Below are 21,805 nucleotides of genomic sequence, written 5' to 3' on the forward strand. Positions count from 1 at the left end.
TGGAATGAGTTGATGCGTTCAGGCAGAGCGCAGATGCGAGACCGGCGTGTCCGCGGGCGCGGCGGTCGCGGGGCAGCCGGGCATGGCGATGAAGCCGGTCACTTCGAGCCCGTAGCCCGACATGCTGCCGAGCTTGCGCGGATTCGCGAGCACCTGCATCTTGCCGACGCCCAGGTCGCGCAAGATCTGCGCGCCGATGCCATAAGTCTTGAAGTCGATGGGACGGCGCTTCAGTTCGAGCGCCTTGTCCTTCTCGTCGAACGCGCGGAACACGTCCACGAGTTGTTCCTTGGTGTCGCCGCAATTGAGCATGACGATGGCGCCGAGATCGCGCGCGGCGATTTCCTTCATGGCCGCGTCGATGGTCCATGAATGCGTGGAAGAATCGATCTCGAGCAAGTCGAGCACCGAAAGCGGCTCGTGCACGCGCACCGGCGTTTCGCGGTCGGGCGAGGGCGTGCCGCGCACGAGCGCGATATGCGGCGAACGCGTCGGCTCGTCGCGATAGAGCACCGCGCGAAACGAACCGTGAGCGGTCTGCATGATGCGCTCGCCGACCTTTTCGATGATGGATTCCGTCCGGCTGCGGTAGTGGATCAGGTCGGCGATGGTGCCGATCTTGAGCCCGTGCTGATCCGCGAATTCCATGAGGTCGGGCAGCCGCGCCATCTCGCCGTCGTCCTTGATGATTTCGCAGATGACGGATGCGGGCGTGAGGCCCGCTAGCGCGGTGAGATCGCAGCCGGCTTCCGTGTGGCCGGCACGCACGAGCACGCCGCCTGGCTGCGCCATGATCGGGAACACGTGGCCCGGCTGCACGATGTGCTCGGCGCGCGCGTCGTGCGCGACCGCCGCCGCGACCGTGCGCGCGCGGTCGGAAGCCGAAATGCCGGTGGTCACGCCTTCGGCCGCCTCGATGCTGACCGTGAACGCGGTGCCGTACTGCGTGCCGTTGCGGTGGGTCATGAGCGGCAGATTCAGTTGCTTGCAGCGCTCTTGCGTGAGCGTCAGGCAGATCAGGCCGCGACCGTGCTTCGCCATGAAATTGATCGCTTCTGGCGTGACGAAATCGGCTGCGACGAGGAGGTCGCCTTCGTTTTCGCGGTCTTCCTCGTCGACGAGGATCACCATCCGCCCGGCTTTCAGTTCAGCGATGATCTCTGGAGTGGTGGCGATCGGCATGATGGCGTCCCGAAGGGGTCCGGATTGGGAAAGGGCGTATTTTACGCCACCGATGATGGACAGTCGGTGAAATCGCGGCGTCGCCTGCACAGGCGATTTTTCCTCTTCCTTCCGGACGACTGGCGCGGCTTCATGCGGCCTGAGATGATACGAATTCCTTATCCTTTGCGAGTGTGAATTCTGTACCATGTTGAGTACGTTAAATAGCACGGAGCCTAAAATGGCTTTTACCCCCAAAGACGTCATCTCCCTTTCGCAGGCGCGTGCGAATTTGTCGGAGCTCATCGACGAAGTGCAGAAGGGCACGGACAAGATCATCACGAAGAACGGCGAAGCTAGCGTCGCGTTGATCAGCACGGAGAAGCTGGAGCACTACTATCGCGCGGAGCGGGCGCGGATTCATTTGCTGTTGCTGGAAGACGCCAAGGAAGCGATCGCGGCGTGGAAGGCAGGGGAGCCGACGGAGGATGCGGGCGAGTATTTCGCACGCACTCGGGCGCGCTTGCGCGCGGAGCGCGAGGAACGCGAAAGAAAAGCGCAGGAAGGGGGCAATGCCGATGCCGAATGATGGACGCAGGCGTGCGACGGTCCGCATCTCGAGCAAATTCAAGACTCGAATCGCGGATATCGAACGCTACTGGATTCGTTTGGACCTGCCTGAGAGCTTCGAGCGAATGTTCGAAGCGCTGGAGACAAAGGCAAAACCTCTGCTCGAGCGCTTTCCGGCAATTGGCCGAGTCTTCCTCAACACCGACCCCGATACCTATCAGGCAATACTGGCCTGCGAAGAACTTATCGAAGAAACCGAGGAAGCCAAGAAGCGCGCCGAACTACGCGAACACGTGTTCGAAGACTACGTGCTTCTGTACCTTCTGATTGGCGACACGGTGCTGCTCACGTCCATTCGCCACACCAAGGAAGTCTCCTTCGACTTCGATCACATCTGGGGCCCCGAGCGCTGAGCCGCGCCGCGCCAAAGCGCCAAGACCGGAAAGCATCACGACGCGTTCATCATCCGCTCGACATAGCGCGCGATCAGGTCGATCTCCAGATTGACCTTCGCGCCCGGCTTGAGCGCCTTGAGCGTCGTGACTTCGACGGTATGCGGAATGAGGTTGATGGAGAATTCGCAGCCATCGGCGCGGTCGCTGACCGAGTTGACCGTGAGGCTCACGCCATTTACCGTAACCGAACCCTTGTAGGCCAGGTACTTGCCGATCTCCTTCGGCGCGACGACGCGCAATTCGTGCGATTCGCCCACGCGTTCGAAGCGCGACACTTCGCCAAGGCCATCCACATGGCCCGAAACCAAGTGACCGCCCAGCCGGTCATGCGCGCGCAACGCCTTTTCCAGATTCACTTCGTCGCCCGCGTGGCCGAGTCCGACCGTCTTGTTGAGGCTCTCGCGCGAAACATCGACATCGAAGGCATTCGCGGTCTTTTCGATGACCGTCATGCACGCGCCCTGAATGGCGATGCTGTCGCCCAGCTCGACATCCGCGAGATCGAGACCGCCTGCCGTGACCGTCAGGCGCACGCCCGCTTCCGGCTCCGCGCCAAGCGGCGTGACTTGGTCGATACGGCCTACCGCGCTGACAATTCCTGTGAACATCGACTGCTTCCTTTAACTTGACGAGCTGACTTGGCCGGACCCACGCTGATCAGCACGCGTCGGTAGTGACATTTGCCTCGGCGAAACGCGCAAGAATGCGCAAGTCGTCGCCGAGCCGGTCTATACGATGAAACTTGAGATGCGCGCGCGCATCCAGCGTGGCGGGCGGCGCGAAGTCGAACATGCCGGGCGCGCTGCCGAGAAGGCTTGGCGCGAGATACACCAGCAGTTCATCGACACAGCCTTCGCGCAATAGCGAGCCATTGAGCTTGTGCCCGGCTTCGACATGCAATTCGTTGATGCCGCGATCCGCAAGCGCGATGAGCACGGCGGGCAGATCGACCTTGCCCTGTTCGTTGGGCAGTTCGATCAGCTCCGCGCCCTTCGCACGCAACGCCGCGACGCGCGCGGGATCGGCGTTGGCCGAATGGAAGATCCACGCTGGCGGGCCTTCCAGCATGCGTGCATCGAGCGGCACGTCCAGACGGCTGTCGATCAGAACGCGCTGCGGCTGGCGCGGTGTTTCGACCGCGCGCACGGTCAGTTGCGGGTTGTCCTCGCGCACCGTGCCTATGCCCGTGAGGATGGCGCAGGCGCGTGCGCGCCATGCGTGGCCGTCGGCACGCGCGTCCTCACCCGTGATCCACTGGCTTTCGCCCGAGGGCAAACCCGTGCGGCCATCGAGCGTCGCGGCCACTTTCATGCGCACCCACGGCCGCCGCCGCGTCATGCGCGACACGAAGCCGATGTTCATCTCGTGCGCCTCGTGCGCGAGCAGACCGCAGCGCACGTCGATGCCCGCATCGCGCAACATCACGAGACCGCGCCCGGAGACGGTCGGGTTCGGATCTTCCATCGCGGCGATCACTTTTTCCACGCGCGCGTCGATGAGCGCCTGCGCGCACGGCGGCGTGCGCCCGAAATGGCTGCACGGTTCGAGCGTGACGTAAGCGGTTGCGCCACGCGGGTCCTTGCCGCGCGATCGCGCGTCCTTGAGCGCGCGGACTTCGGCGTGATCCAGACCGGCCGGCTGCGTGAAGCCCGTGCCGATTACTTCGCCGTTCTTGACCAGCACGCAGCCGACGCGCGGATTGGGCGTCGTCGTGTACATGCCGCGCGAGGCGAGCGCGAGCGCGCGCTCCATGTGCGTGAAGTCGGTTTGCGAAAACATCTCGGTCGCCGCGCCCGAGGTTTAAGCCGCGAGCGACGCGAATGCGCCGCGCGCCGCTTCGAGGGTTGCGTCGATCACGGCGTCGTCGTGCGCGCTGGAGACGAAACCGGCTTCGAATGCCGATGGCGCGAAGTACACGCCGGCATCGAGCATGGCGTGGAAGAACGTGTTGAAGCGCCGCGTGTCGCCCTGCGTGACTTCGGCAAAGCTCACCGGCACCTGCTCGGCGAAGTAAAGGCCGAACATGCCGCCGATGGAGTCGGCCGAGAAGGGCACCTTGGCATCGCGCGCGGCGGCGCTCAGGCCATCGACGAGCTTGCGCGTCTGCTTCGCGAGGTCGTCGTAGAAGCCGGGGCGCTGGATCAGTTGCAAGGTCATGAGCCCGGCCGCGACCGCGATAGGATTGCCGGACAGCGTGCCTGCCTGATACACACCGCCGAGCGGCGCGAGATGCGCCATGATGTCCCGGCGCCCGCCAAAGGCCGCGGCCGGCATGCCGCCGCCGATCACCTTGCCGAGGCAGGTCAGGTCGGGCTTGATGCCATAGACCTGCTGCGCGCCGCCGAGCGCGACGCGAAAGCCGCACATCACTTCGTCGAAAATCAGGACCGAGCCGTACTCGTCGCAACGCGCGCGCAGTGCGTTCAGGAACTCGGGCGTTGCGCGCACGAGATTCATGTTGCCCGCGACCGGCTCCACGATCACCGAGGCGATCTCCGCGCCGAACGCCGCGAAGGCTTCGTTCAGTTGCTCGACATTGTTGTACTCGAGCACGGTGGTGTGCTTCGCGATATCCGCGGGCACGCCCGCCGAAGTCGGATTGCCGAACGTGAGCAGGCCCGAACCCGCCTTCACGAGCAAACTGTCCGCGTGACCGTGATAGCAACCCTCGAACTTGACGATGCGGCTGCGGTCCGTGAAGCCGCGCGCGAGACGCAGCGCGCTCATGGTCGCTTCGGTGCCGCTCGACACCATGCGCACCTGTTCGATCGACGGCACGAGCTTGCAGATTTCCTCGGCGATCTCGATTTCCGCCTCGGTCGGCGCGCCGAAGGAGAAGCCGTGGGCGAGCACGCGCTGCACGGCGTCGAGCACTTCGGGATGCACGTGGCCGAGAATCATCGGGCCCCACGAGCCGATGTAGTCGATATAGCGCTTGCCCTCGGCGTCCCAGAAGTACGGGCCTTCCGCGCGCTCGATGAAGCGCGGCGTGCCGCCGACCGAGCGGAACGCGCGCACCGGCGAATTCACGCCGCCGGGAATGGTTTGCTGAGCGCGTTCGAAGAGGGCTTGATTCTTGGACATGGATGAGGCCTGCACGGTTGTGGATGCGAAATACGCAAGGGACTCGACGCTCCGTTCAAAGTAGCAAAAGCGCGGCGCGCGGTTGATGCCGACGCGCGGTCCGGTGCGAAAAACATGCTTCAAATTGTACCGGAGTCGTCATATTCGAGCGGGTTCGGCCGCCCGCGTCGCCCGGTGCGCGCAGCCCACAGCTTTTCGAGCGCGCCTTCCGCCATCGGCTTGATGATCGTGCCGGAACTCTGCGCGTCCCACGTCTGCACGGAAAGCGGATGCGCGCGCAGTTCGTCGCGCGTGACGACGACTTGCTCGTTCGCATCGACGAGCCAGTCGTACACGAAATCGATGCACAGCCGGTATCCGCGCTTCGAGTGCGCATCCGGCACTTCGTAAGGCGCGCGCGTCACATAGCCCGATGCGAACACGCCCTTCGGCTGCTGCGTCACGCGATGCACGAATACGCGGTCACCCGGCAAGAGGCCGCGCGCGGTGCCGCAGCCCCAGACGTCGGCGACGGCTTCGCCTGCGGCCACGCGTCGCGCACAGTCGGGCAGTTCGGGCCACGGCCATTTCTTCGGGCTCCAGATCAGGAGAAACGCGGTCATGGGTTTGACGAGAATAAGTGGATGGCTTAAAGCCGGAGCTTAGCGGATCGACGCGTACAATGGCCTCGCCCGGCGCCGATGCAGCACGCGCGCGGCATCCGCTCTGCACCTTCGTCTTTTCCGAGTCCAATGCCTGACACCACTGCCCGCCGGCCCGATGGCCGGCTGATTCTGTTGCTCGGCGCGCTCGCCGCCTGCGGTCCCTTGTCGATCGACATGTATCTGCCGAGTCTGCCGTCGCTCGCCGCCGCGTTCGGCACGACGCCTGCCGCCGCGCAAAGCACGCTCACGAGTTTCATGTTCGGCTTCTCGTTCGGCATGTTGCTCTATGGCCCGCTTTCCGACGCCTATGGACGCCGGCCGGTGCTGCTCGGCGGCATTGCGCTGTACGCGCTTGCGAGCGTCGCGTGCGCGGTGGCGTGGTCCATCGACGCCCTCGTTTTCGTGCGCTTCCTGCAGGCGCTCGGTGCGGGCGCGGCTTCCGTGCTCGCGCGCGCCATCGCCCGCGACGCCCACGCGCCCGCCGATGCCGCCCGCGTGCTGTCGATGCTGTCCATCGTTACGTCCATTGGTCCGCTGCTCGCGCCGTTGATCGGCGGGCAATTGCTGCTGTTGGGCGGTTGGCGCGTGGTCTTTGCCGCGCTCACGCTCTTCGGCGTGGCGTGCTCCATCACCGCTTTTCTGCGCGTACCCGAAACCTGGCCGAAGGAAAAGCGCGCGGGCTCCGCGCTCGGCGCTTCGTTCGCGGCTTACGGGCACTTGTTGCGCGACCCCGTCACCTGGGGCCACATGATGTGCGGCGGCATGGCGTTCGCGTCGATGTTCGCGTACATCACGGCGACGCCCTTCGTCTACATCGACTATTTCCATGTGAAGCCGCAGTATTACGGGCTGCTGTTCGGGCTGAATATCGTCGGCATCATTGGCGGAAACGTGTTGAATACGAAGCTCGTCGGCCGCCTCGGCGCGATGAAGATGATCTCCGGCGCGGCCTTCGTCAGCGTGATCGCGGCGCTTGCCGTCGCGCTCGTTTCGCTGACGGGTTGGGGCGGGCTGTGGTCGATCGTCGTGTGTCTGTTCTTCGTGGTCGGCGTGGTTGGCCTGCTCGCGGCGAACTGCACGACGGAACTGATGCACCGCTATCCGCGCAACGCGGGCGCGGCCGCCGCTGTCTTCGGTGCGATGCAGCTTGCGCTCGGCGCGCTATCGAGTCTTGCGGTCGGGTTGTTCCACGATGTGTCGCCGCATGGCATGGGCATCGTGATCGGGGTTTGCGGCGTGCTGACTTTTCTCGGACGTACGTTGGTGCTTCGTTCGCATGCCGCGCCGGTCAAGGTTTGAGGCGCATTGCGCAATGAAAAAACCTCGCCGCCTGGCGAGGTTTTTCGGACTTCGTTCGCGCGTCAACGGTTCGACCTGTCACCCGAGCGGCCCAAGCTTCACCGCCAGGAACGTAAATGCCGCCGCTTCCGCCTGCGCCACGGCTTCCGGCTCCACGCCCGCGCCGTGTCCGCCTTCGCCGGTTTCCTGATACCAGACGTTTTCGTGCCCTTGCGCCTGCATCTTCGCGGCCATCTTGCGCGCGTGACCGGGATGCACGCGGTCATCCGCCGTCGATGACGTGAACAACGACGCTGGATAATCGACATCCGCCTTCACGTTCTGATACGGCGAATACGCCAGCAGATGACGCAGGTCGTCGGCATCGTCGGGGTCGCCGTATTCGTCGATCCACGATGCGCCTTGCAGCAGCAAATGAAAACGCGCCATGTCGAGCAGCGGCACTTCCGACAGCACCGCGCCAAAAAGCTCGGGCCGCTGCACCATGCACGCGCCGGTGAGCAAACCGCCGTTACTGCCGCCGCGAATGCCGAGCTGCCTGGCAGTGGTCACGCCGCTCGCGATCAGCGCTTTAGCCACCGCGATGAAGTCGTCGAACGAGACTTGCCGCTTTTCGCGCAGCGCCGCCTGATGCCATTGCGGCCCGAACTCGCCGCCGCCGCGAATGTTCGCGATGGCCAACAGCCCGCCGCGCGCGAGCCACGCAATGCCAGTGGTCGAATCGTAATGCGGATCGAGCGCGACTTCGAAGCCGCCATAGCCGTAGAGCAGGCAAGGCCGCGCATCGGTCGACACATCCGCGCCACGGCCGATCAGCCAGTACGGAATGCGCTCGCCATCTTTCGCGATCGCGTGATGACGCACCGCCGACATGCCGCTCGCGTCGAACTGCGCGGGCAAACGTGCGAGCAGTTGCCAGGGCGCGTCGCTCGCAAGATCCGCGAAGTAGAGCGACGGCGGCATCAGAAAATGCTCGACGTGAATGAGCACCGTGTCGTCCCGTTCGCTGTCGATGGAATCGACGTAAGACTGGCTCGCTTCGGGCAGCGCGAAATCGCGCGCGTTCCACGCCGTCTTGTAATCGGCGGGCGGCGCGAGGAGCGTGACGCGCGGCGTGCCGTCGTCCATTTGGCTTGCGATCAGCCAATGTTTCGTGAAGTCGATGCCCGCGAGCACGCGCCTGTCCGACGGCTTGAACAGCACCGTGAAATCGCGCGCGCCTTCGAGAAACGCGTCACGGCGGATGACGAGCAAGGTCCCGCCTTCGTGACGCACGCCGCCCGTCTTCCACGCTTCGCGCGGCGTGACGAACAGCCAGCCGTTCCAGTGCTCGACTTCGACGTGCGTCGGCAGATCGTATTGACGCCACGCGTTGGCGGTTTCATCGAGCCAGAAGTGCAGCGTGTCGTAGAACGTGACCGCGCGCGAGGCGAGATGCAGCTTTTCGAGCGGATCGTAATCCGCGCCCGCCGAGACATCGCGACGCTGGCCCTCGAACACCACGGGTGCATCCGCGAGCGGCGTGCCGCGCTTCCAGCGACGCGCCTGGCGCGGAAAACCCGATGTCGTCAACGCGGGTTTCTTGTTGTGCTTGCTGTCGTCCCAGCCGACGTAGCAGGTATCGTGATCGATCCACGAAATGTCGTGCTTGCCGACATCCGGCAGCACGAAGCCATCGTCGATAAAGCTGCGTGCTTCGATATCGAACTCGCGGACCATGCACGCGTCCGAGCCGCCGGGCGACAAGCTGACGAGCGCGCGGTCGTAAGTCGGGTAGAGCATGTCGAAGTCGGCGAGCGCCCAGCGCGTGTCGTCGGTTTCGTCGGTATTGAGATCGAGCGCATCGACGTCGAGGATGATCTGCCACTCGGGCGTGCCCGCGAGCCACGCGCTCCACGGCGTGCGCCGCACGATGCCAAGCGGATGCGCTTCGTCCTGCCACGTGTTGTAGCCCCACTCGCCATAGCGCGAGCATGTGACGATGCGGTCCTTCGAGGTGTACGACTTTTCGAGCTGCGAGGCGAGGGCGCGCGCCTCGGGCGTGTTGCCGAATGCGGCTTCGGTGCGGCGGTTCTGGGCATCGACCCAGATTTGCACCTTGGGATCGTCGAGCGATTCGAGACCGATGAACGGATCGGATTGCTGACCCGAAGGCCAGGCGAGAGCGGGTTGCGACGAAAGCAGACTCATGTACGGTGCAGAGAGGTTTTCATATGCCGATTGTGCCTGCTTCTGGCATCGCCCATGGAAATCGGGCTGAAAAATCAGCAAAAACAAAAAAGCCGCGCATGTCGCGCGGCTCTCCACGAACGCAGACGAAGCCTGAAACTCAGGCCAGCCGGTCTTCCGTCTGCGGGTCGAACAACACAGCCTTCGACACATCGAACAGCAAAGTCATGTTCGAAGCCGGTTGCGGGTTCGACGCCGGGTGCACGCGCGCCACGATACGCTTGCCGTTCACTTGCGCGAAGAGCAGCGTGTCCGGACCGGTCGGCTCGATCACGTCCACCAGCACGTCGATGGGCTGCATGCGCGCGTCGTCCGCGTTGTGGGCGTTACGCGCGTCGGTGATACGCTCCGGGCGCAGCCCAAGAATCACGTCCTGGCCGACCTTGCCGCGCAAACGGCTCGCTTCGAACGGCAGGTTCAGCACCTTCTTCGTCACGCCCGTGTCGATCTGCAGGCCGACGCCCGAACCCGCTTCCACCAGTTTGCCGGTGATGAAGTTCATCGGAGGAGCGCCGATAAAGCCCGCGACGAACAGGTTCGAGGGCGAGTCGTAGATTTCCTGCGGCGCGCCGAACTGCTGCACGATGCCGTCCTTCATCACCGCGATACGGTCGCCAAGCGTCATCGCTTCGATCTGATCGTGCGTGACGTAGACGATGGTCGTGCCCAGACGCTGATGCAGCAGCTTGATTTCCGAGCGCATCTCGATACGCAGCTTCGCGTCGAGGTTGGACAGCGGCTCGTCGAACAGGAACATGACGGGATCGCGTGCGAGCGCACGGCCCATTGCCACGCGCTGACGCTGACCGCCCGACAACTGACCGGGCTTGCGGTCGAGCAGATGACCGATCTGCAGCGTCTCCGACACGCGGTCGACGATCTTCTTCTGCTCGTCCTTCGGCACCTTGCGGATATTGAGGCCGAACGAGATGTTCTCGCGCACGCTCATGGAAGGGTAGAGCGCGTAGGACTGGAACACCATCGCGATGTCGCGGTCCTTCGGCGAGAGATTGTTGACCGTCTTGCCGTCGATCATGATGTCGCCGCGCGTCACGGTTTCGAGACCCGCGATCATGTTGAGCAAGGTCGATTTGCCGCAACCCGAGCCGCCGACGAGAATCAGGAACTGTCCGTCCTCGATGTCGATGTTGACGCCCTTGAGAACCGGCACCCCGTTCGGGTAGGTCTTATACACGTCACGGATGGAAAGGCTTGCCATGTGAATCCTCTATGTTTGTCTTGGCCGGAAAGGGACCGCGAAAATGGCGATCAACCCTTCACCGCGCCGGCTGTCAGGCCGCGCACGAAATAGCGTCCCGCGATCATGTAGACGAGAATCGTCGGCAAGGCCGCGATGATCGCGCCCGCCATGTCGACGTTGTATTCCTTCACGCCCGTGGATGTGTTCACGAGGTTGTTGAGCGCCACCGTGATCGGCATCGAATCGACGCCCGAAAACACGATGCCGAACAGGAAGTCGTTCCAAATCTGCGTGAATTGCCAGATCAGGCACACCATGAAAATGGGCAACGACACCGGCAGCAGGATCTTCGTGAAGATGGTGAAGAAACCCGCGCCGTCGATGCGCGCCGCCTTCACCAGTTCAGCCGGAATGCTGACGTAGAAGTTGCGGAAGAACATGGTCGTGAACGCAATGCCGTAGATCACGTGCACGAGCACGAGGCCCGAGGTCGTGTTCGAGAGGCCGAGCATGCCTTGCAGCCGCGCCATCGGCAGAAGAATGGCCTGGAACGGGATGAAGCAGCCCACGAGCAGCATGGTGAAGAACGCATCCGCGCCACGGAAACGCCAGTGCGTGAGCACGTAGCCGTTGAACGCGCCGATGATCGACGAGAGCAGCACGGCCGGAATCACCATGCGCACCGAGTTCATGAAGAACGGCTGCATGCCGTCACAACGCACGCCGGTACAGGCTTCCTGCCACGCCTTGACCCACGGCGCGAACGTGAAGTGCGTGGGCGGCGTGAGCAGGTTGCCGGTACGAAGCTGATCGAGGTCCTTGAAGGACGTCGAGAGCATGACGTAGATCGGGAACAGGAAGTAAAGCGCAAACAGAATCAGCACCGCATAAATGACGGTGCGGCTGATCGTCATCTTAGGCTGCATTGCGGGTGCTCCTCGATTCCAGATACATGAGCGGCACGAGCACGGCGACGACGGTGGCGAGCATCATCATCGACGAAGCGGCGCCTACGCCGAGCTGGCCGCGATTGAACGAGAACGTGTACATGAAGATGGCGGGCAGCGACGACGACGTGCCAGGACCGCCCGCCGTCAACGCGACGACCAGGTCGAACGTCTTGATGGTGATGTGGCAGAGAATCAGCAGCACGGAGAAGAACACCGGGCGCATGCTCGGAATCACGATCTTGCGGTAGATGGTCGGCAAGCCCGCGCCGTCCATCTGCGCGGCCTTGAAGATTTCGCTGTCCACGCCGCGCAGGCCGGCGAGGAAAAGCGCCATCACGAAGCCGCTCGACTGCCACACCGCCGCGATGACGACGCAAAAGATCGCCTTGTCCGGATTGCCGAGCCAGTCGAACGAAAAGCTCGTCCAGCCCCAGTCGTGCAGCACTTTCTCGATGCCGAGGCTCGGATTGAGAATCCACTGCCACGCCGTGCCCGTCACGATGAACGAGAGCGCCATCGGATAGAGAAAGATCGCGCGCAGCGCGCCTTCGTTGCGGATTCTCTGGTCGAGCAGGATGGCCAGAAAGAGACCGAGTCCGACGCAGATTGCGATGAACGGAATGCCGAACCAGCCGAGATTGGCGGCGGACGTCCACCAGACGTCGTTGTCGAAGAGTTGCCGGTATCGGTCGAGGCCGGAGAACTCGTAGCGCGGCATGAGCCGCGAATTCGTGAGCGACAGATAGCCCGTGATGAGGATGAACCCGTACACGAAGATCAGCGCGATCAAGATGCTGGGAGCAAGCACCAGCTTCGGAATCCATCGATCGGCAAGCGCCGCCGTCGCGGACGCGCGGCGAGGCTGATGCGGACGTTTTTCCGCGGTACCGCTTAGGGAGGCAGTCACAACTCGACTCCTGGTAATGCGCCGGCGTTTGGATACGCTTGTTTGTGCGCGTGAGCCAATGGCTTTGCTTCGTATGGCGTTTGAGCGCGTTCGAATGCTTGAAGCGGCCCGCGCGCAGGTGCGCCACGGGCCGCCGTTACGGCTTGCTTACTTCGTCTTCGCTGCGTTCGAAAGCGCTTGCACCGCGCTCTTCGAGTCTTGCGACGAGTTCATGAACTTCGTGACGACGTCGGTGATGGCGCCGGCGGTGGCATCGCCCTGAGCCATGCCGTGAGCCAGCGACGGCACGTAGCCGCCACCCTTGATCGCCGCTTGTTCATCCGAGTACGACTTCTTCGCGCAGTCGTCGAACTTGTCCATGTTCACGCCGAGACGAACCGGAATGGAACCCTTGTTCAGGCTGAACTGCTCCTGGAACTCCGGCGTCATGATGGTCTTCGCGAGCGCGAGCTGGCCCGGCGTCGCGGTCTTCTGGCCCTTCTGCTGGAAGAACACGAACGAGTCGACGTTGAAGGTGTAGGCCTTCTCCGTGCCCGGCACCGCGGCGCAGATGTAGTCCGTACCCGACTTCTTGTTGGCGCCGGCGAATTCGCCCTTCGCCCAGTCGCCCATGAACTGCATGCCCGCCTTGCCGTTGATGACCATGGCCGTGGCGAGGTTCCAGTCGCGGCCGGTGCGGCCGTTATCGAAGTAACCCTGAATCTTGCGCACGGTGTCGAACACCTGAACCATCTTGTCCGAGGTCAGCGTCTTCTGATCCAGATCGACGATGGCCTTCTTGTAGAAGTCCGAGCCTTGCGACAGCACGACGTCTTCCCACAAGGTCAGGTCTTGCCACGGCTGACCGCCCATGGCGATCGGCATGATGCCCGCGGCCTTCATCTTGTCGGCGACCTGGAAGAACTCGGCCCAGGTGGTCGGCACCTTGCCGCCCGCCTTGTCCAGCGCAGCCTTGTTGATGTAGAGCCAGTTCACGCGGTGCACCGAGAAGGGCGCGGCGACATAGTGGCCGTCTGCGTGGATGATCTTGTCGATTTCAGGCGGCAGGTTCTTCTTCCAGTCGCCGGCGATGGAATCGATCGGCACGAGCACGCCTTGCTCCGACCATTCCTGGATCAACGGACCCTTGATCTGTGCCGCCGACGGCGCGTTGCCCGAGATCACCTGAGTCTTGAGCGCGGTCATCGCGGCAGCGCCCGCGCCGCCTGCGACGGCGAAGTCCTTCCAGGTGTAACCCTGCTTCGTCATGTCGTCCTTGAGCACGCCGACTGCCTTGGATTCGCCGCCCGACGTCCACCAGTGCAGCACGGAAACCGCTTCGGCAGCTTGAACCGCCGACGCCGTCGCGCCGCACAGAAGACCTGCGGCGCACAGCGCGCCCATGAGCTTACGGACTTTCATTGTTTATCTCCTCCAGACACCTAACAAGAAACGATTGGCTCCTGATGTCGCCAGGAAGCGCGGTTGGAAAAACGGGCAAAACGTGGATGACCGGGGAATCGGCGGTGTCGCAGAAGAACGCGCGTGCAGCGGTGAACGAGGACGCGCGAAAGCCGGCGGTACCGATTGACGGCCGCACGGCTCTCAAGAGACGAGTGGGTTGAATCGCAACGACAGTCTCCTCTTTTGATTTTTGCTGACAGACAAAACGCACTCGGGCCATTGAAAGCAGCGATGCGCGGAGTCCGTTAACATGCGCTCAGAGACGCCCTAGGGAAAACACTCATCTTCTGATTGACAAGCCATTTTTTTCCCGGATGACATTTCCTCTTGATTTGAATTGTAGTTAAACTACAATTCAGTGTCAAAAAAAATTTTATCGGACTACGGGCGCCTTCGTGCGCTTCCTCACCGACATCAGTGACCGGCCTGGAGACTCATGCAAAGCGACTCGAATTTCACTTTCGTTCTCTTCGGCGGGACCGGCGACTTGTCGATGCGCAAGATTCTCCCCGCGCTCTTCGAGGCGCATCGCGCGAACATGCTTGCGCCCGCCGGCAGAATCGTCGCGGTGGCGCGCGGCGCGCAGGAACCGGGCGAATATCTCGCCTGGGTCGAAGAGCACGTGAAGCCGCATGTATCGAAGAACGGTCTGGACGAAGCCGCGTGGCGCAGTTTTCTCGAGCGCATTCAATACGTGCAGCTCGACCTCGGGCGCGCGGAAGACTTCGTCGTATTGCGCGATGTCATGGCCCAGTACGAAGGCACGCGCGTGTTTTATCTGGCCACCGGACCGTCGCTGTTCGTGCCGATCTGCCGCGCGCTCGCGGACGTCGGCCTGAACCAGAACGCGCGCATCGTGCTCGAAAAGCCGCTTGGCTACGACCTCGAGTCGTCGAACGCGATCAACGACGCCGTCGGCGAAATCTTCCAGGAAGAGCAGATCTACCGGATCGACCATTACCTCGGCAAGGAACCGGTGCAGAATCTGCTCGCGCTGCGCTTCGGCAATGCGCTCTTCGAGCCGCTGTGGCGGCGCGAATGGGTCGAAAGCATTCAGATCACCATTGCGGAAGAACTAGGCGTGGAGGCGCGCGGCGACTTCTACGACAACACCGGCGCGCTGCGCGACATGGTGCAGAACCACTTGCTGCAACTGCTTTCCATCGTGACGATGGAACCGCCGCACTCGATGGATTCCGACTCCGTGCGCGACGAAAAGCTGCGTGTGCTGCGCGCACTCAAGCCCGTGGATGAACGCGACATCAGCCGCGTCGCGGTGCGCGGTCAGTATCACGCGGGCGTGATACGCGGTGCTGCCGTGCCGGCGTATGCAACGGAAAAGGGTGTGCGCCCGGACAGCACGACGGAGACCTTCGTCGCGCTGAAAGTTGAAATTGAGAACTGGCGCTGGGCAGGCGTGCCGTTCTTCCTGCGCACGGGCAAGCGGCTCGCGGACCGCGTCGCGGAGATCGTCGTCAACTTTCGCGCGGTGCCGCATTCGGCGCTCGGCACGAACGCCTTACGCGCGGGCGCGAACCGTCTCGTCATCCGCTTGCAGCCGAACGAAACCATCAGACTATATTGCCTTGCCAAGCAGCCCGGCGAAGGCATGAATCTCGCGAGCGTTCACCTCGACCTCGCCTTCGATCAGTTCTTCAAGGAAGGGCAGATGGAGGCGTATCAGCGTCTTTTGCTCGATGTGATCCACGGTCGCCTCGCGCTCTTCGTGCGGCGCGACGAGCAGGAAGCGGCCTGGCGCTGGGTCGAACCGATCCTGAACGCGTGGGCCCAGCCGATGAGCAAGCCAAAGCCTTACGCGGCTGGCACGTGGGGACCGGCGGCATCGAGCGCGATGCTAGCGCAACATGGCACGTGCTGGCTCGAAGAAGAGAATTGATGGCGTCGCGCGGTCGCCTGGCGGCAGCGCGAAACAACATAAGCAAGCTATAAGCAACCGCTCGGGGCATCGAAAAAGAGCGGGTCGACAAACCAGACAAGCAGGAGGAGCAGTGATCGAGCTTCGCACTTTCGACGATCCGCGCGCCCATTCGGACGCGCTGGCGAACGCCGTCAGCGACGCGCTGAAGGCAACGCTCGCGGCAACCGCGGCCACGCAAACCCCTCACGCAACGCTCGCCGTTTCCGGCGGTTCGAGCCCGCGCCCGTTTCTCGCGGCGCTTTCGCACGAGCCGCTCGACTGGGCGCATATCGACGTGACGCTCGTCGACGACCGCTGGGTGCCCGACACCGATCCCGACAGCAATTCGCGCTTCGCGCACGAAACAGTGCTGCAGAACGCGGCGGCGGCGGCGTATTTTCTGCCGCTCGTGGATGTTTCGAAGCCGCTCGAAGCGCATGTCGCCGAACTCAACGCCGACCCGCGCCGCCATCTGCCCGATGTCGTCGTGCTCGGCATGGGCGAGGACGGCCACACGGCATCCATCTTCGCCGACGCGCCCGAATGGGACTTCGCCATTTCGACGCAGGACCGCTTCGTCGCGGTGCATCCGGGCAAGGCGCCGCACGCGCGCGTGAGCCTGTCGATGTCCGCGCTCAAGCAGGTGAAGCAGTTGTATCTCTTCATCTCCGGCCAGAAAAAACTCGACGTCTTGAACGCGGCGCTTGCCGCGCCGCAAAAGAACGCCATCTCGACCCTGGCCAACGCAGAAGGAGTGAAGCTCGATGTCTACTGGTGTGCATAGCAAGGCCGCGCCCGCCGCGAACCAGCACGCCGACGGACCGAGATTGCTCGCCGACATCGGTGGCACCAACGCGCGCTTCGCGCTGGAGACGGGCCCCGGCGAGATCGGGCAGATTCGCGTGTATCCGGGCGCGGATTACCCGGGCATCGCGGAAGTGATGCAGCAGTATCTGAAGGACACGAAGGTCGCACGCGTGAATCACGCGGCGATTGCGATCGCCAATCCGGTCGACGGCGATCACGTGAAGATGACCAATCACGACTGGAGCTTTTCGATCGAAGCGACGCGCCGCGCGCTCGGTTTCGATACCTTGCTCGTCGTGAACGACTTCACCGCGCTGGCCATGGCGCTGCCCGGTCTCACCGATGCGCAGCGCGAACAGGTCGGCGGCGGTTCGCGCCGGCAAAACAGCGTGATCGGTCTGCTCGGGCCGGGCACGGGCTTGGGCGTGTCGGGCCTCATTCCCGCCGATGACCGCTGGATCGCGCTCGGCAGCGAAGGCGGTCACGCCACGTTTTCTCCGTTCGACGAGAACGAAGACCTCGTCATGCGCTATGCGCGCCGCAAGTTTGCGCATGTCTCGTTCGAGCGCGTGTCGGCGGGGCCGGGGCTGGAGCTGATTTACCGCGCGTTCGCGGAGCGCGATGAGATAGATGTCGCCGAGGATTTCACGAGCGCCGAAGTCACGAATCGCGCGCATGCCGGCGAAGCGCTCGCGCTCGAAGCGGTCAACTGCTTTTGCAGCATTCTCGGCACGTTCTCGGGCAATATCGCGGTGACGTTGGGCGCGCTCGGCGGCATCTACATTGGCGGCGGCGTGGTGCTCAAACTCGGCGAACTCTTTCACAAGTCGCCGTTTCGCGCGCGCTTCGAGTCGAAAGGGCGTTTCTCGCAGTATCTGTCGAGCATTCCGACTTACATCATCACGGCGGAATATCCGGCGTTTCTCGGCGTCTCGGCTATTTTGTCCGAGCAGTTGTCGAACCGTGCGAATAGCGGTTCGTCGGCGGTGTTCGAGCGCATCCGCCAGATGCGCGACGCGCTCACGCCGGCCGAGCGGCGCGTGGCGGATCTCGCGCTGAACCATCCGCGTTCGATCATCAGCGATCCGATCATCGATATCGCGCGCAAGGCGGACGTGAGCCAGCCCACGGTGATTCGTTTTTGCCGCTCGCTCGGCTGCCAGGGGCTGTCGGATTTCAAGCTCAAGCTTGCGACCGGGCTGACTGGCACCATTCCGATGAGCCACAGCCAGGTGCATCTCGGCGACACCGCCACCGATTTCGGCGCGAAGGTGCTCGACAACACCGTGTCGGCCATTTTGCAGCTGCGCGAGCATCTGAACTTCGAGAACGTGGAGCGCGCAATCGAGATTCTGAACGGCGCGCGGCGTATCGAGTTCTACGGGCTCGGCAATTCGAATATCGTCGCGCAGGACGCGCACTACAAGTTTTTCCGTTTCGGCATCCCGACTATCGCTTATGGCGATCTGTACATGCAGGCGGCGTCGGCTGCATTGCTCGGCAAGGGCGATGTGATCGTGGCCGTGTCGAAATCGGGCCGCGCGCCCGAACTGCTGCGCGTGCTGGAAGTGGCGATGCAGCAAGGCGCGACCGTCATTGCGATCACGTCGAGCAACACGCCGCTCGCCAAGCGCGCGACGGTGGCGCTGGAGACGGATCACATCGAGATACGCGAGTCGCAACTCTCGATGATCTCGCGCATTCTGCATCTCGTGATCATCGATATTCTCGCTGTCGGCGTGGCTATTCGCCGTGCCGCGCCGCAACCGGGCGCGACGCTGAGCGAGACGGTGGCGAAGGCGCGTGAATCGAGTGATGACGATGCGGCGGCCGTGCTGGATTGGTTGAGCCACGGGGCATCGGGCGCGGCGCGGGAGTAGGGTGCGTCTTGTTCGATTGAAAAAAGGTGCCGAAGAATGAACTGCACCCCAAAAGTTGGACATCGATCCAGCCTTTGGGGTGTTTTTCATGGAGGCGCTTCTTCGTATGCGGCTTTGTCGGCTTGACGCTGCGAACTCCGTTTTCAAAAGCGTCGCGAGGCTAGCCGAAGCGCTCGCAACGCGGTCTCACATACAAGACGATGCCAGGCTAGCTCGCCTCTTCAGGACGATGCGATGCTTTTTTACGGCACCGCATCTCAGCTTTTCACTCAGAACGAGTGCTGAATCCCCGCATACACGCCAGTTTGACTGCGCCCGGGCAGCGGGTTGTCCGTTCCAGGCGACGACCCGAAGTCGTTGGCATTCAAGCCGTAGTTCGCTGTCTTACTGTTGCGCACGGTGGCCACTTGCAGATCGAGCAACGTGCGTTTGGACAAGCTATACGAGCCGCCCAGCGAATACATGGTCGCATTGCCCGCACCGTTGTTGCCGTTCACGTGATACACCGCCGCGATCAACGCCGCGGCTGGCGTGGCTTGCCACGTCACACCGCCCCATTCGTGATCGAGCGTGGTCGGCTGACCGGGCAACTGGTCCGTCATGCCCGACGAACGGATTGCCTGATACGCGCCCTGAATCTTGAACTGGCCGAGGAACACGTTGACCATCGCCGTGTACTCGCGCGAGTAGGAGTAGACGCCGTTGCTGTCCGCGTAACTTCCGCCAAGCGTGCCGTTAGCCGGATTGCGGATTTCATCGTACAGACCGCGAATCTGGAAGAGGGGGGCCGTATAGGTGATCGCGGCACCGGCCTCACGTCCCTGCTTCGTCGAACCGTTGCCGTTCCAGCTAGTGGCGTTCGACAGCGCGTACTGGCCGTAAAAGTCGAACCCCGCGATCTTCGGCGACTGATACGAAACGTTGTTGCTCGATTGCGGCCAGTTGCGACTGCGCACCAACGATGCCGACGACCAGTTCGACTGGCCGAACGGATCGAAGTCCCACACGCTGTTCGAGATGAACAGTTCGCGGCCGAGCAGGAAGGTGCCGTATCGATCGTTCTCGACGCCGATCGTCGCCCAGCGATTGAAGATGCCGGCGGTCGAACCCGACCCGTTCATGGTGTTGAAGCTGCCTTCCAGATGGAACACGGCGCGATTGCCGCCGCCGAGATCCTCTGCGCCCTTCATACCCCACAGGCTCGTGCCCCAGTCGCCGCTTTCGGCCCTGAAGCGATCGGCCGATCCCGTTCCGGCGGCGTTTTGCACGCCGTTCATATATTCGAGGCCCGCGTCCAGACGGCCAAACAGCGTGACACTGCTCTGCGCGAAACTCACGGCGCTAAATGACAACAAGGCGGCAGCCGCGATCAAAGACTTCTTCATCATCCCCCAACACTCCTTTTTGAATTCAAACTACAAAACCGAGCAACCGATCCTCACCTGTTGCATGAAGATCAATCGTCAGATGTTTGAATTTTGAAGGAGAACTACTTTTTTCGAATCCAGCTTTTTGTCGTTTTGTTTGTCAATCTGATACTTAATGTCGCGAAGGCGAGCGCATTCATCGCCCAAATAAAAAACGGTGCGATACCCTTTCGGGCACCGCACCGATACGCGCCTCTCGCAGCAGCGTGAAAACTCGATAAAGCTTTTTTCTTTGTTCAGCCTCGTTGCTTAGAACGAGTGCTGGATGCCTGCATACACGCCAGTCTGGCTGTGTCCCGGCAGCGGATTGTCCGTTGCCGTTCCCGTGCCGTAGTTGTTGGCATTCAGACCGTAGTTCGCGGCCTTGCTGTTTTGCGCCGTTGCCACCTGGATGTCCAGCAAGGTGCGCTTGGACAGGTTGTACGAGCCGCCGATCGTGTAGATGTTCGCGTTGCCGGCGCCGTTGTTGCCGTTCACGTGATACACCGCCGCGATAAGGGCTGCAGCCGGCGTGGCTTGCCACGTCACGCCACCCCATTCGTGGTCGAGCGTGGTCGGCTGGCCGGGCAACTGACCCGTCATGCCGGACGAGCGGATAGCTTGGTAAGCGCCCTGGATCTTGAACTGACCGAGGAACACGTTGAACATCGCCGTGTACTCGCGCGAGTAAGCGTAGACGCCGTTGCCGTTGCTCTGATCCGCGTTTGCCGCGCCGCCGTTGACCGCGTTGTACGCACCGCCGAGCAGACCGTTGCCCGGGTTGCGGATTTCATCGTACATACCGCGAATCTGGAACAGAGGCGTCGTGTAGGTGATGTAAGCACCACCTTCGCGGCCTTGCGGCGTCGTGCCGTTACCGTTGAAGTTCGTCGCGTTCGACAGCGCGTACTGACCGTAGAAGTCAAAGCCCGCGAACTTCGGCGATTGGTACGAAATGTTGTTGCTCGATTGCGGCCAGTTACGACCACGCACCAGCGATGCCGACGACCAGTTCGACTGGCCGAACGGATCGAAGTCCCACACGCCGTTCGCGATGAACAGTTCGCGGCCCAGCAACAGCGTACCGAACTGGTTGTTGGCGACACCGACGGTTGCCCAGCGATTGAAGATGCCGTTGTTGCCCGGGCCCTGACCCGTCATGGTGTTGAAGCTGCCTTCCAACTGGAACACGGCGCGATAGCCGCCACCCAGATCTTCGACGCCCTTCATACCCCACAAGCTCGTGCCCCAGTCGCCGCTTTCCGCGCGGAAACGGTGGGTGGAACCGGTGGCCTGGCCTCCGGGACCTGTGCCTGTCGGCACGCCGTTCATATATTCAAGCCCTGCGTCCAGGCGACCATACAGCGTCACGCTGCTTTGAGCCTGAGCCACCGCGCTGAACGTCAGCAGTGCTGCTGCCGCGAGCAAAGCTTTCTTCATCATCTCCTCCAACCCTGTCAATAAATGGAACCCAAGTGCTGCCGTGTGGTTCGATGCGAGCGCATCCAACCGGAAATCGTTTTTGGAGGAAGGACACGCAAGGGCGATGATCCTCGTGGGCGAGTCGCGCTTCGTGTGCGCGATGCCGACGCCGATCCGTCGATGGGCGTCTGCCTCCGTTTTCTTATCTTTTGAAGTAAAACTACTTTTTTTGCGGTTCGTTTTGTTACTTTGAGTAGCAATCTATCAAAATACGTCATGAGCGCCAAAGAAAATTGACGTTTTGCAAAGGATTGTGTCAAAAACGCAATGCCAATGTGGTAGGTGTACTACCCATAGCTTGGGAAATCGCCCGCAAAGCCTTGTGGCATAAGGCTTCAGTTGCGGAGCGCGTCTGGAGTCGGGTTTCAC

General features: G+C 62.5%; 18 protein-coding genes. 6 read left to right on the forward strand and 12 right to left on the reverse strand.

What is annotated here, in order from left to right:
- Positions 1–18: 18 nt before the first annotated feature.
- Positions 19–1,182 carry a bifunctional 3,4-dihydroxy-2-butanone-4-phosphate synthase/GTP cyclohydrolase II gene (gene ribBA, locus NCT04_RS04465; RefSeq protein WP_244827421.1) on the reverse strand — a complete coding sequence of 388 codons (1,164 nt, stop codon included), beginning with the start codon at positions 1,180–1,182 and terminating at the stop codon, positions 19–21.
- A gap of 220 nt (positions 1,183–1,402) precedes the next feature.
- On the opposite strand from ribBA, the gene NCT04_RS04470 reads away from it, so the two are divergent.
- Positions 1,403–1,750 carry a type II toxin-antitoxin system Phd/YefM family antitoxin gene (locus NCT04_RS04470; RefSeq protein WP_244827422.1) on the forward strand — a complete coding sequence of 116 codons (348 nt, stop codon included), beginning with the start codon at positions 1,403–1,405 and terminating at the stop codon, positions 1,748–1,750.
- Complete coding sequence (locus tag NCT04_RS04475) at positions 1,734–2,144, forward strand: hypothetical protein (protein ID WP_244827423.1); 411 nt, start codon at positions 1,734–1,736, stop codon at positions 2,142–2,144. Before NCT04_RS04470 ends, NCT04_RS04475 begins: the two co-directional genes overlap by 17 nt.
- A 35-nt stretch (positions 2,145–2,179) precedes the next feature.
- Here NCT04_RS04475 and NCT04_RS04480 read toward each other — a convergent pair whose 3' ends face one another.
- From NCT04_RS04480 to NCT04_RS04495, 4 genes are all read right to left on the reverse strand, one after another.
- A complete protein-coding gene (locus NCT04_RS04480; protein ID WP_250463953.1) occupies positions 2,180–2,794 on the reverse strand; it encodes a riboflavin synthase in 615 nt (204 codons plus the stop codon).
- Between the two features lie 49 nt (positions 2,795–2,843).
- Entirely contained in the window at positions 2,844–3,965 is a 1,122-nt protein-coding gene (ribD, locus tag NCT04_RS04485) for a bifunctional diaminohydroxyphosphoribosylaminopyrimidine deaminase/5-amino-6-(5-phosphoribosylamino)uracil reductase RibD (protein WP_244827425.1), read from the reverse strand.
- Between the two features lie 21 nt (positions 3,966–3,986).
- Positions 3,987–5,270, reverse strand: coding sequence for a glutamate-1-semialdehyde 2,1-aminomutase (gene hemL / locus NCT04_RS04490; RefSeq protein ID WP_250463956.1), 1,284 nt, complete (start codon positions 5,268–5,270; stop codon positions 3,987–3,989).
- Between the two features lie 119 nt (positions 5,271–5,389).
- Entirely contained in the window at positions 5,390–5,872 is a 483-nt protein-coding gene (locus NCT04_RS04495) for a hypothetical protein (RefSeq protein WP_250463958.1), read from the reverse strand.
- 129 nt (positions 5,873–6,001) lie between these two features.
- On the opposite strand from NCT04_RS04495, the gene NCT04_RS04500 reads away from it, so the two are divergent.
- Positions 6,002–7,213: a Bcr/CflA family multidrug efflux MFS transporter gene (locus tag NCT04_RS04500; RefSeq protein WP_250463959.1), complete on the forward strand. Its 1,212-nt coding sequence runs from the start codon at positions 6,002–6,004 to the stop codon at positions 7,211–7,213.
- A 78-nt stretch (positions 7,214–7,291) separates the two neighbouring features.
- On the opposite strand, the gene NCT04_RS04505 is transcribed toward NCT04_RS04500, so the two are convergent.
- The 5 genes from NCT04_RS04505 to NCT04_RS04525 all read right to left on the reverse strand — a co-directional run bounded on the left by NCT04_RS04505 (position 7,292) and on the right by NCT04_RS04525 (position 13,901).
- Positions 7,292–9,403, reverse strand: coding sequence for a prolyl oligopeptidase family serine peptidase (locus NCT04_RS04505; protein WP_250463961.1), 2,112 nt, complete (start codon positions 9,401–9,403; stop codon positions 7,292–7,294).
- Positions 9,404–9,542: 139 nt separating this feature from the next.
- Positions 9,543–10,661: an ABC transporter ATP-binding protein gene (locus NCT04_RS04510; RefSeq protein WP_244827430.1), complete on the reverse strand. Its 1,119-nt coding sequence runs from the start codon at positions 10,659–10,661 to the stop codon at positions 9,543–9,545.
- Positions 10,662–10,711: 50 nt separating this feature from the next.
- Complete coding sequence (locus NCT04_RS04515) at positions 10,712–11,569, reverse strand: carbohydrate ABC transporter permease (RefSeq protein ID WP_244827431.1); 858 nt, start codon at positions 11,567–11,569, stop codon at positions 10,712–10,714.
- Positions 11,559–12,500, reverse strand: a complete 942-nt coding sequence (locus NCT04_RS04520; protein ID WP_370652092.1) for a carbohydrate ABC transporter permease — start codon at positions 12,498–12,500, stop codon at positions 11,559–11,561. Before NCT04_RS04520 ends, NCT04_RS04515 begins: the two co-directional genes overlap by 11 nt.
- Positions 12,501–12,647: 147 nt before the next feature.
- Positions 12,648–13,901, reverse strand: a complete 1,254-nt coding sequence (locus tag NCT04_RS04525) for an ABC transporter substrate-binding protein (RefSeq protein WP_250463964.1) — start codon at positions 13,899–13,901, stop codon at positions 12,648–12,650.
- 478 nt (positions 13,902–14,379) lie between these two features.
- On the opposite strand from NCT04_RS04525, the gene zwf reads away from it, so the two are divergent.
- From zwf to NCT04_RS04540, 3 genes are all read left to right on the forward strand, one after another.
- Positions 14,380–15,840: a glucose-6-phosphate dehydrogenase gene (gene zwf / locus NCT04_RS04530; protein ID WP_244827433.1), complete on the forward strand. Its 1,461-nt coding sequence runs from the start codon at positions 14,380–14,382 to the stop codon at positions 15,838–15,840.
- Positions 15,841–15,952: 112 nt separating this feature from the next.
- Positions 15,953–16,645, forward strand: a complete 693-nt coding sequence (gene pgl, locus NCT04_RS04535; protein WP_250463966.1) for a 6-phosphogluconolactonase — start codon at positions 15,953–15,955, stop codon at positions 16,643–16,645.
- A complete protein-coding gene (locus tag NCT04_RS04540) occupies positions 16,626–18,548 on the forward strand; it encodes a bifunctional transcriptional regulator/glucokinase (protein ID WP_244827435.1) in 1,923 nt (640 codons plus the stop codon). The genes pgl and NCT04_RS04540 overlap by 20 nt, the downstream gene beginning before the upstream one ends.
- A gap of 269 nt (positions 18,549–18,817) precedes the next feature.
- Here the strand turns inward: NCT04_RS04540 and NCT04_RS04545 are convergent, their stop codons facing one another.
- Both NCT04_RS04545 and NCT04_RS04550 read right to left on the reverse strand, forming a co-directional pair.
- Positions 18,818–19,933, reverse strand: a complete 1,116-nt coding sequence (locus tag NCT04_RS04545) for a porin (RefSeq protein WP_250464022.1) — start codon at positions 19,931–19,933, stop codon at positions 18,818–18,820.
- A 291-nt stretch (positions 19,934–20,224) separates the two neighbouring features.
- Positions 20,225–21,394 carry a porin gene (locus NCT04_RS04550; RefSeq protein WP_244827992.1) on the reverse strand — a complete coding sequence of 390 codons (1,170 nt, stop codon included), beginning with the start codon at positions 21,392–21,394 and terminating at the stop codon, positions 20,225–20,227.
- Positions 21,395–21,805 lie beyond the last annotated feature (411 nt).

The organism is Caballeronia sp. GAFFF2, from assembly GCF_023631485.1.
GTDB lineage: Bacteria > Pseudomonadota > Gammaproteobacteria > Burkholderiales > Burkholderiaceae > Caballeronia.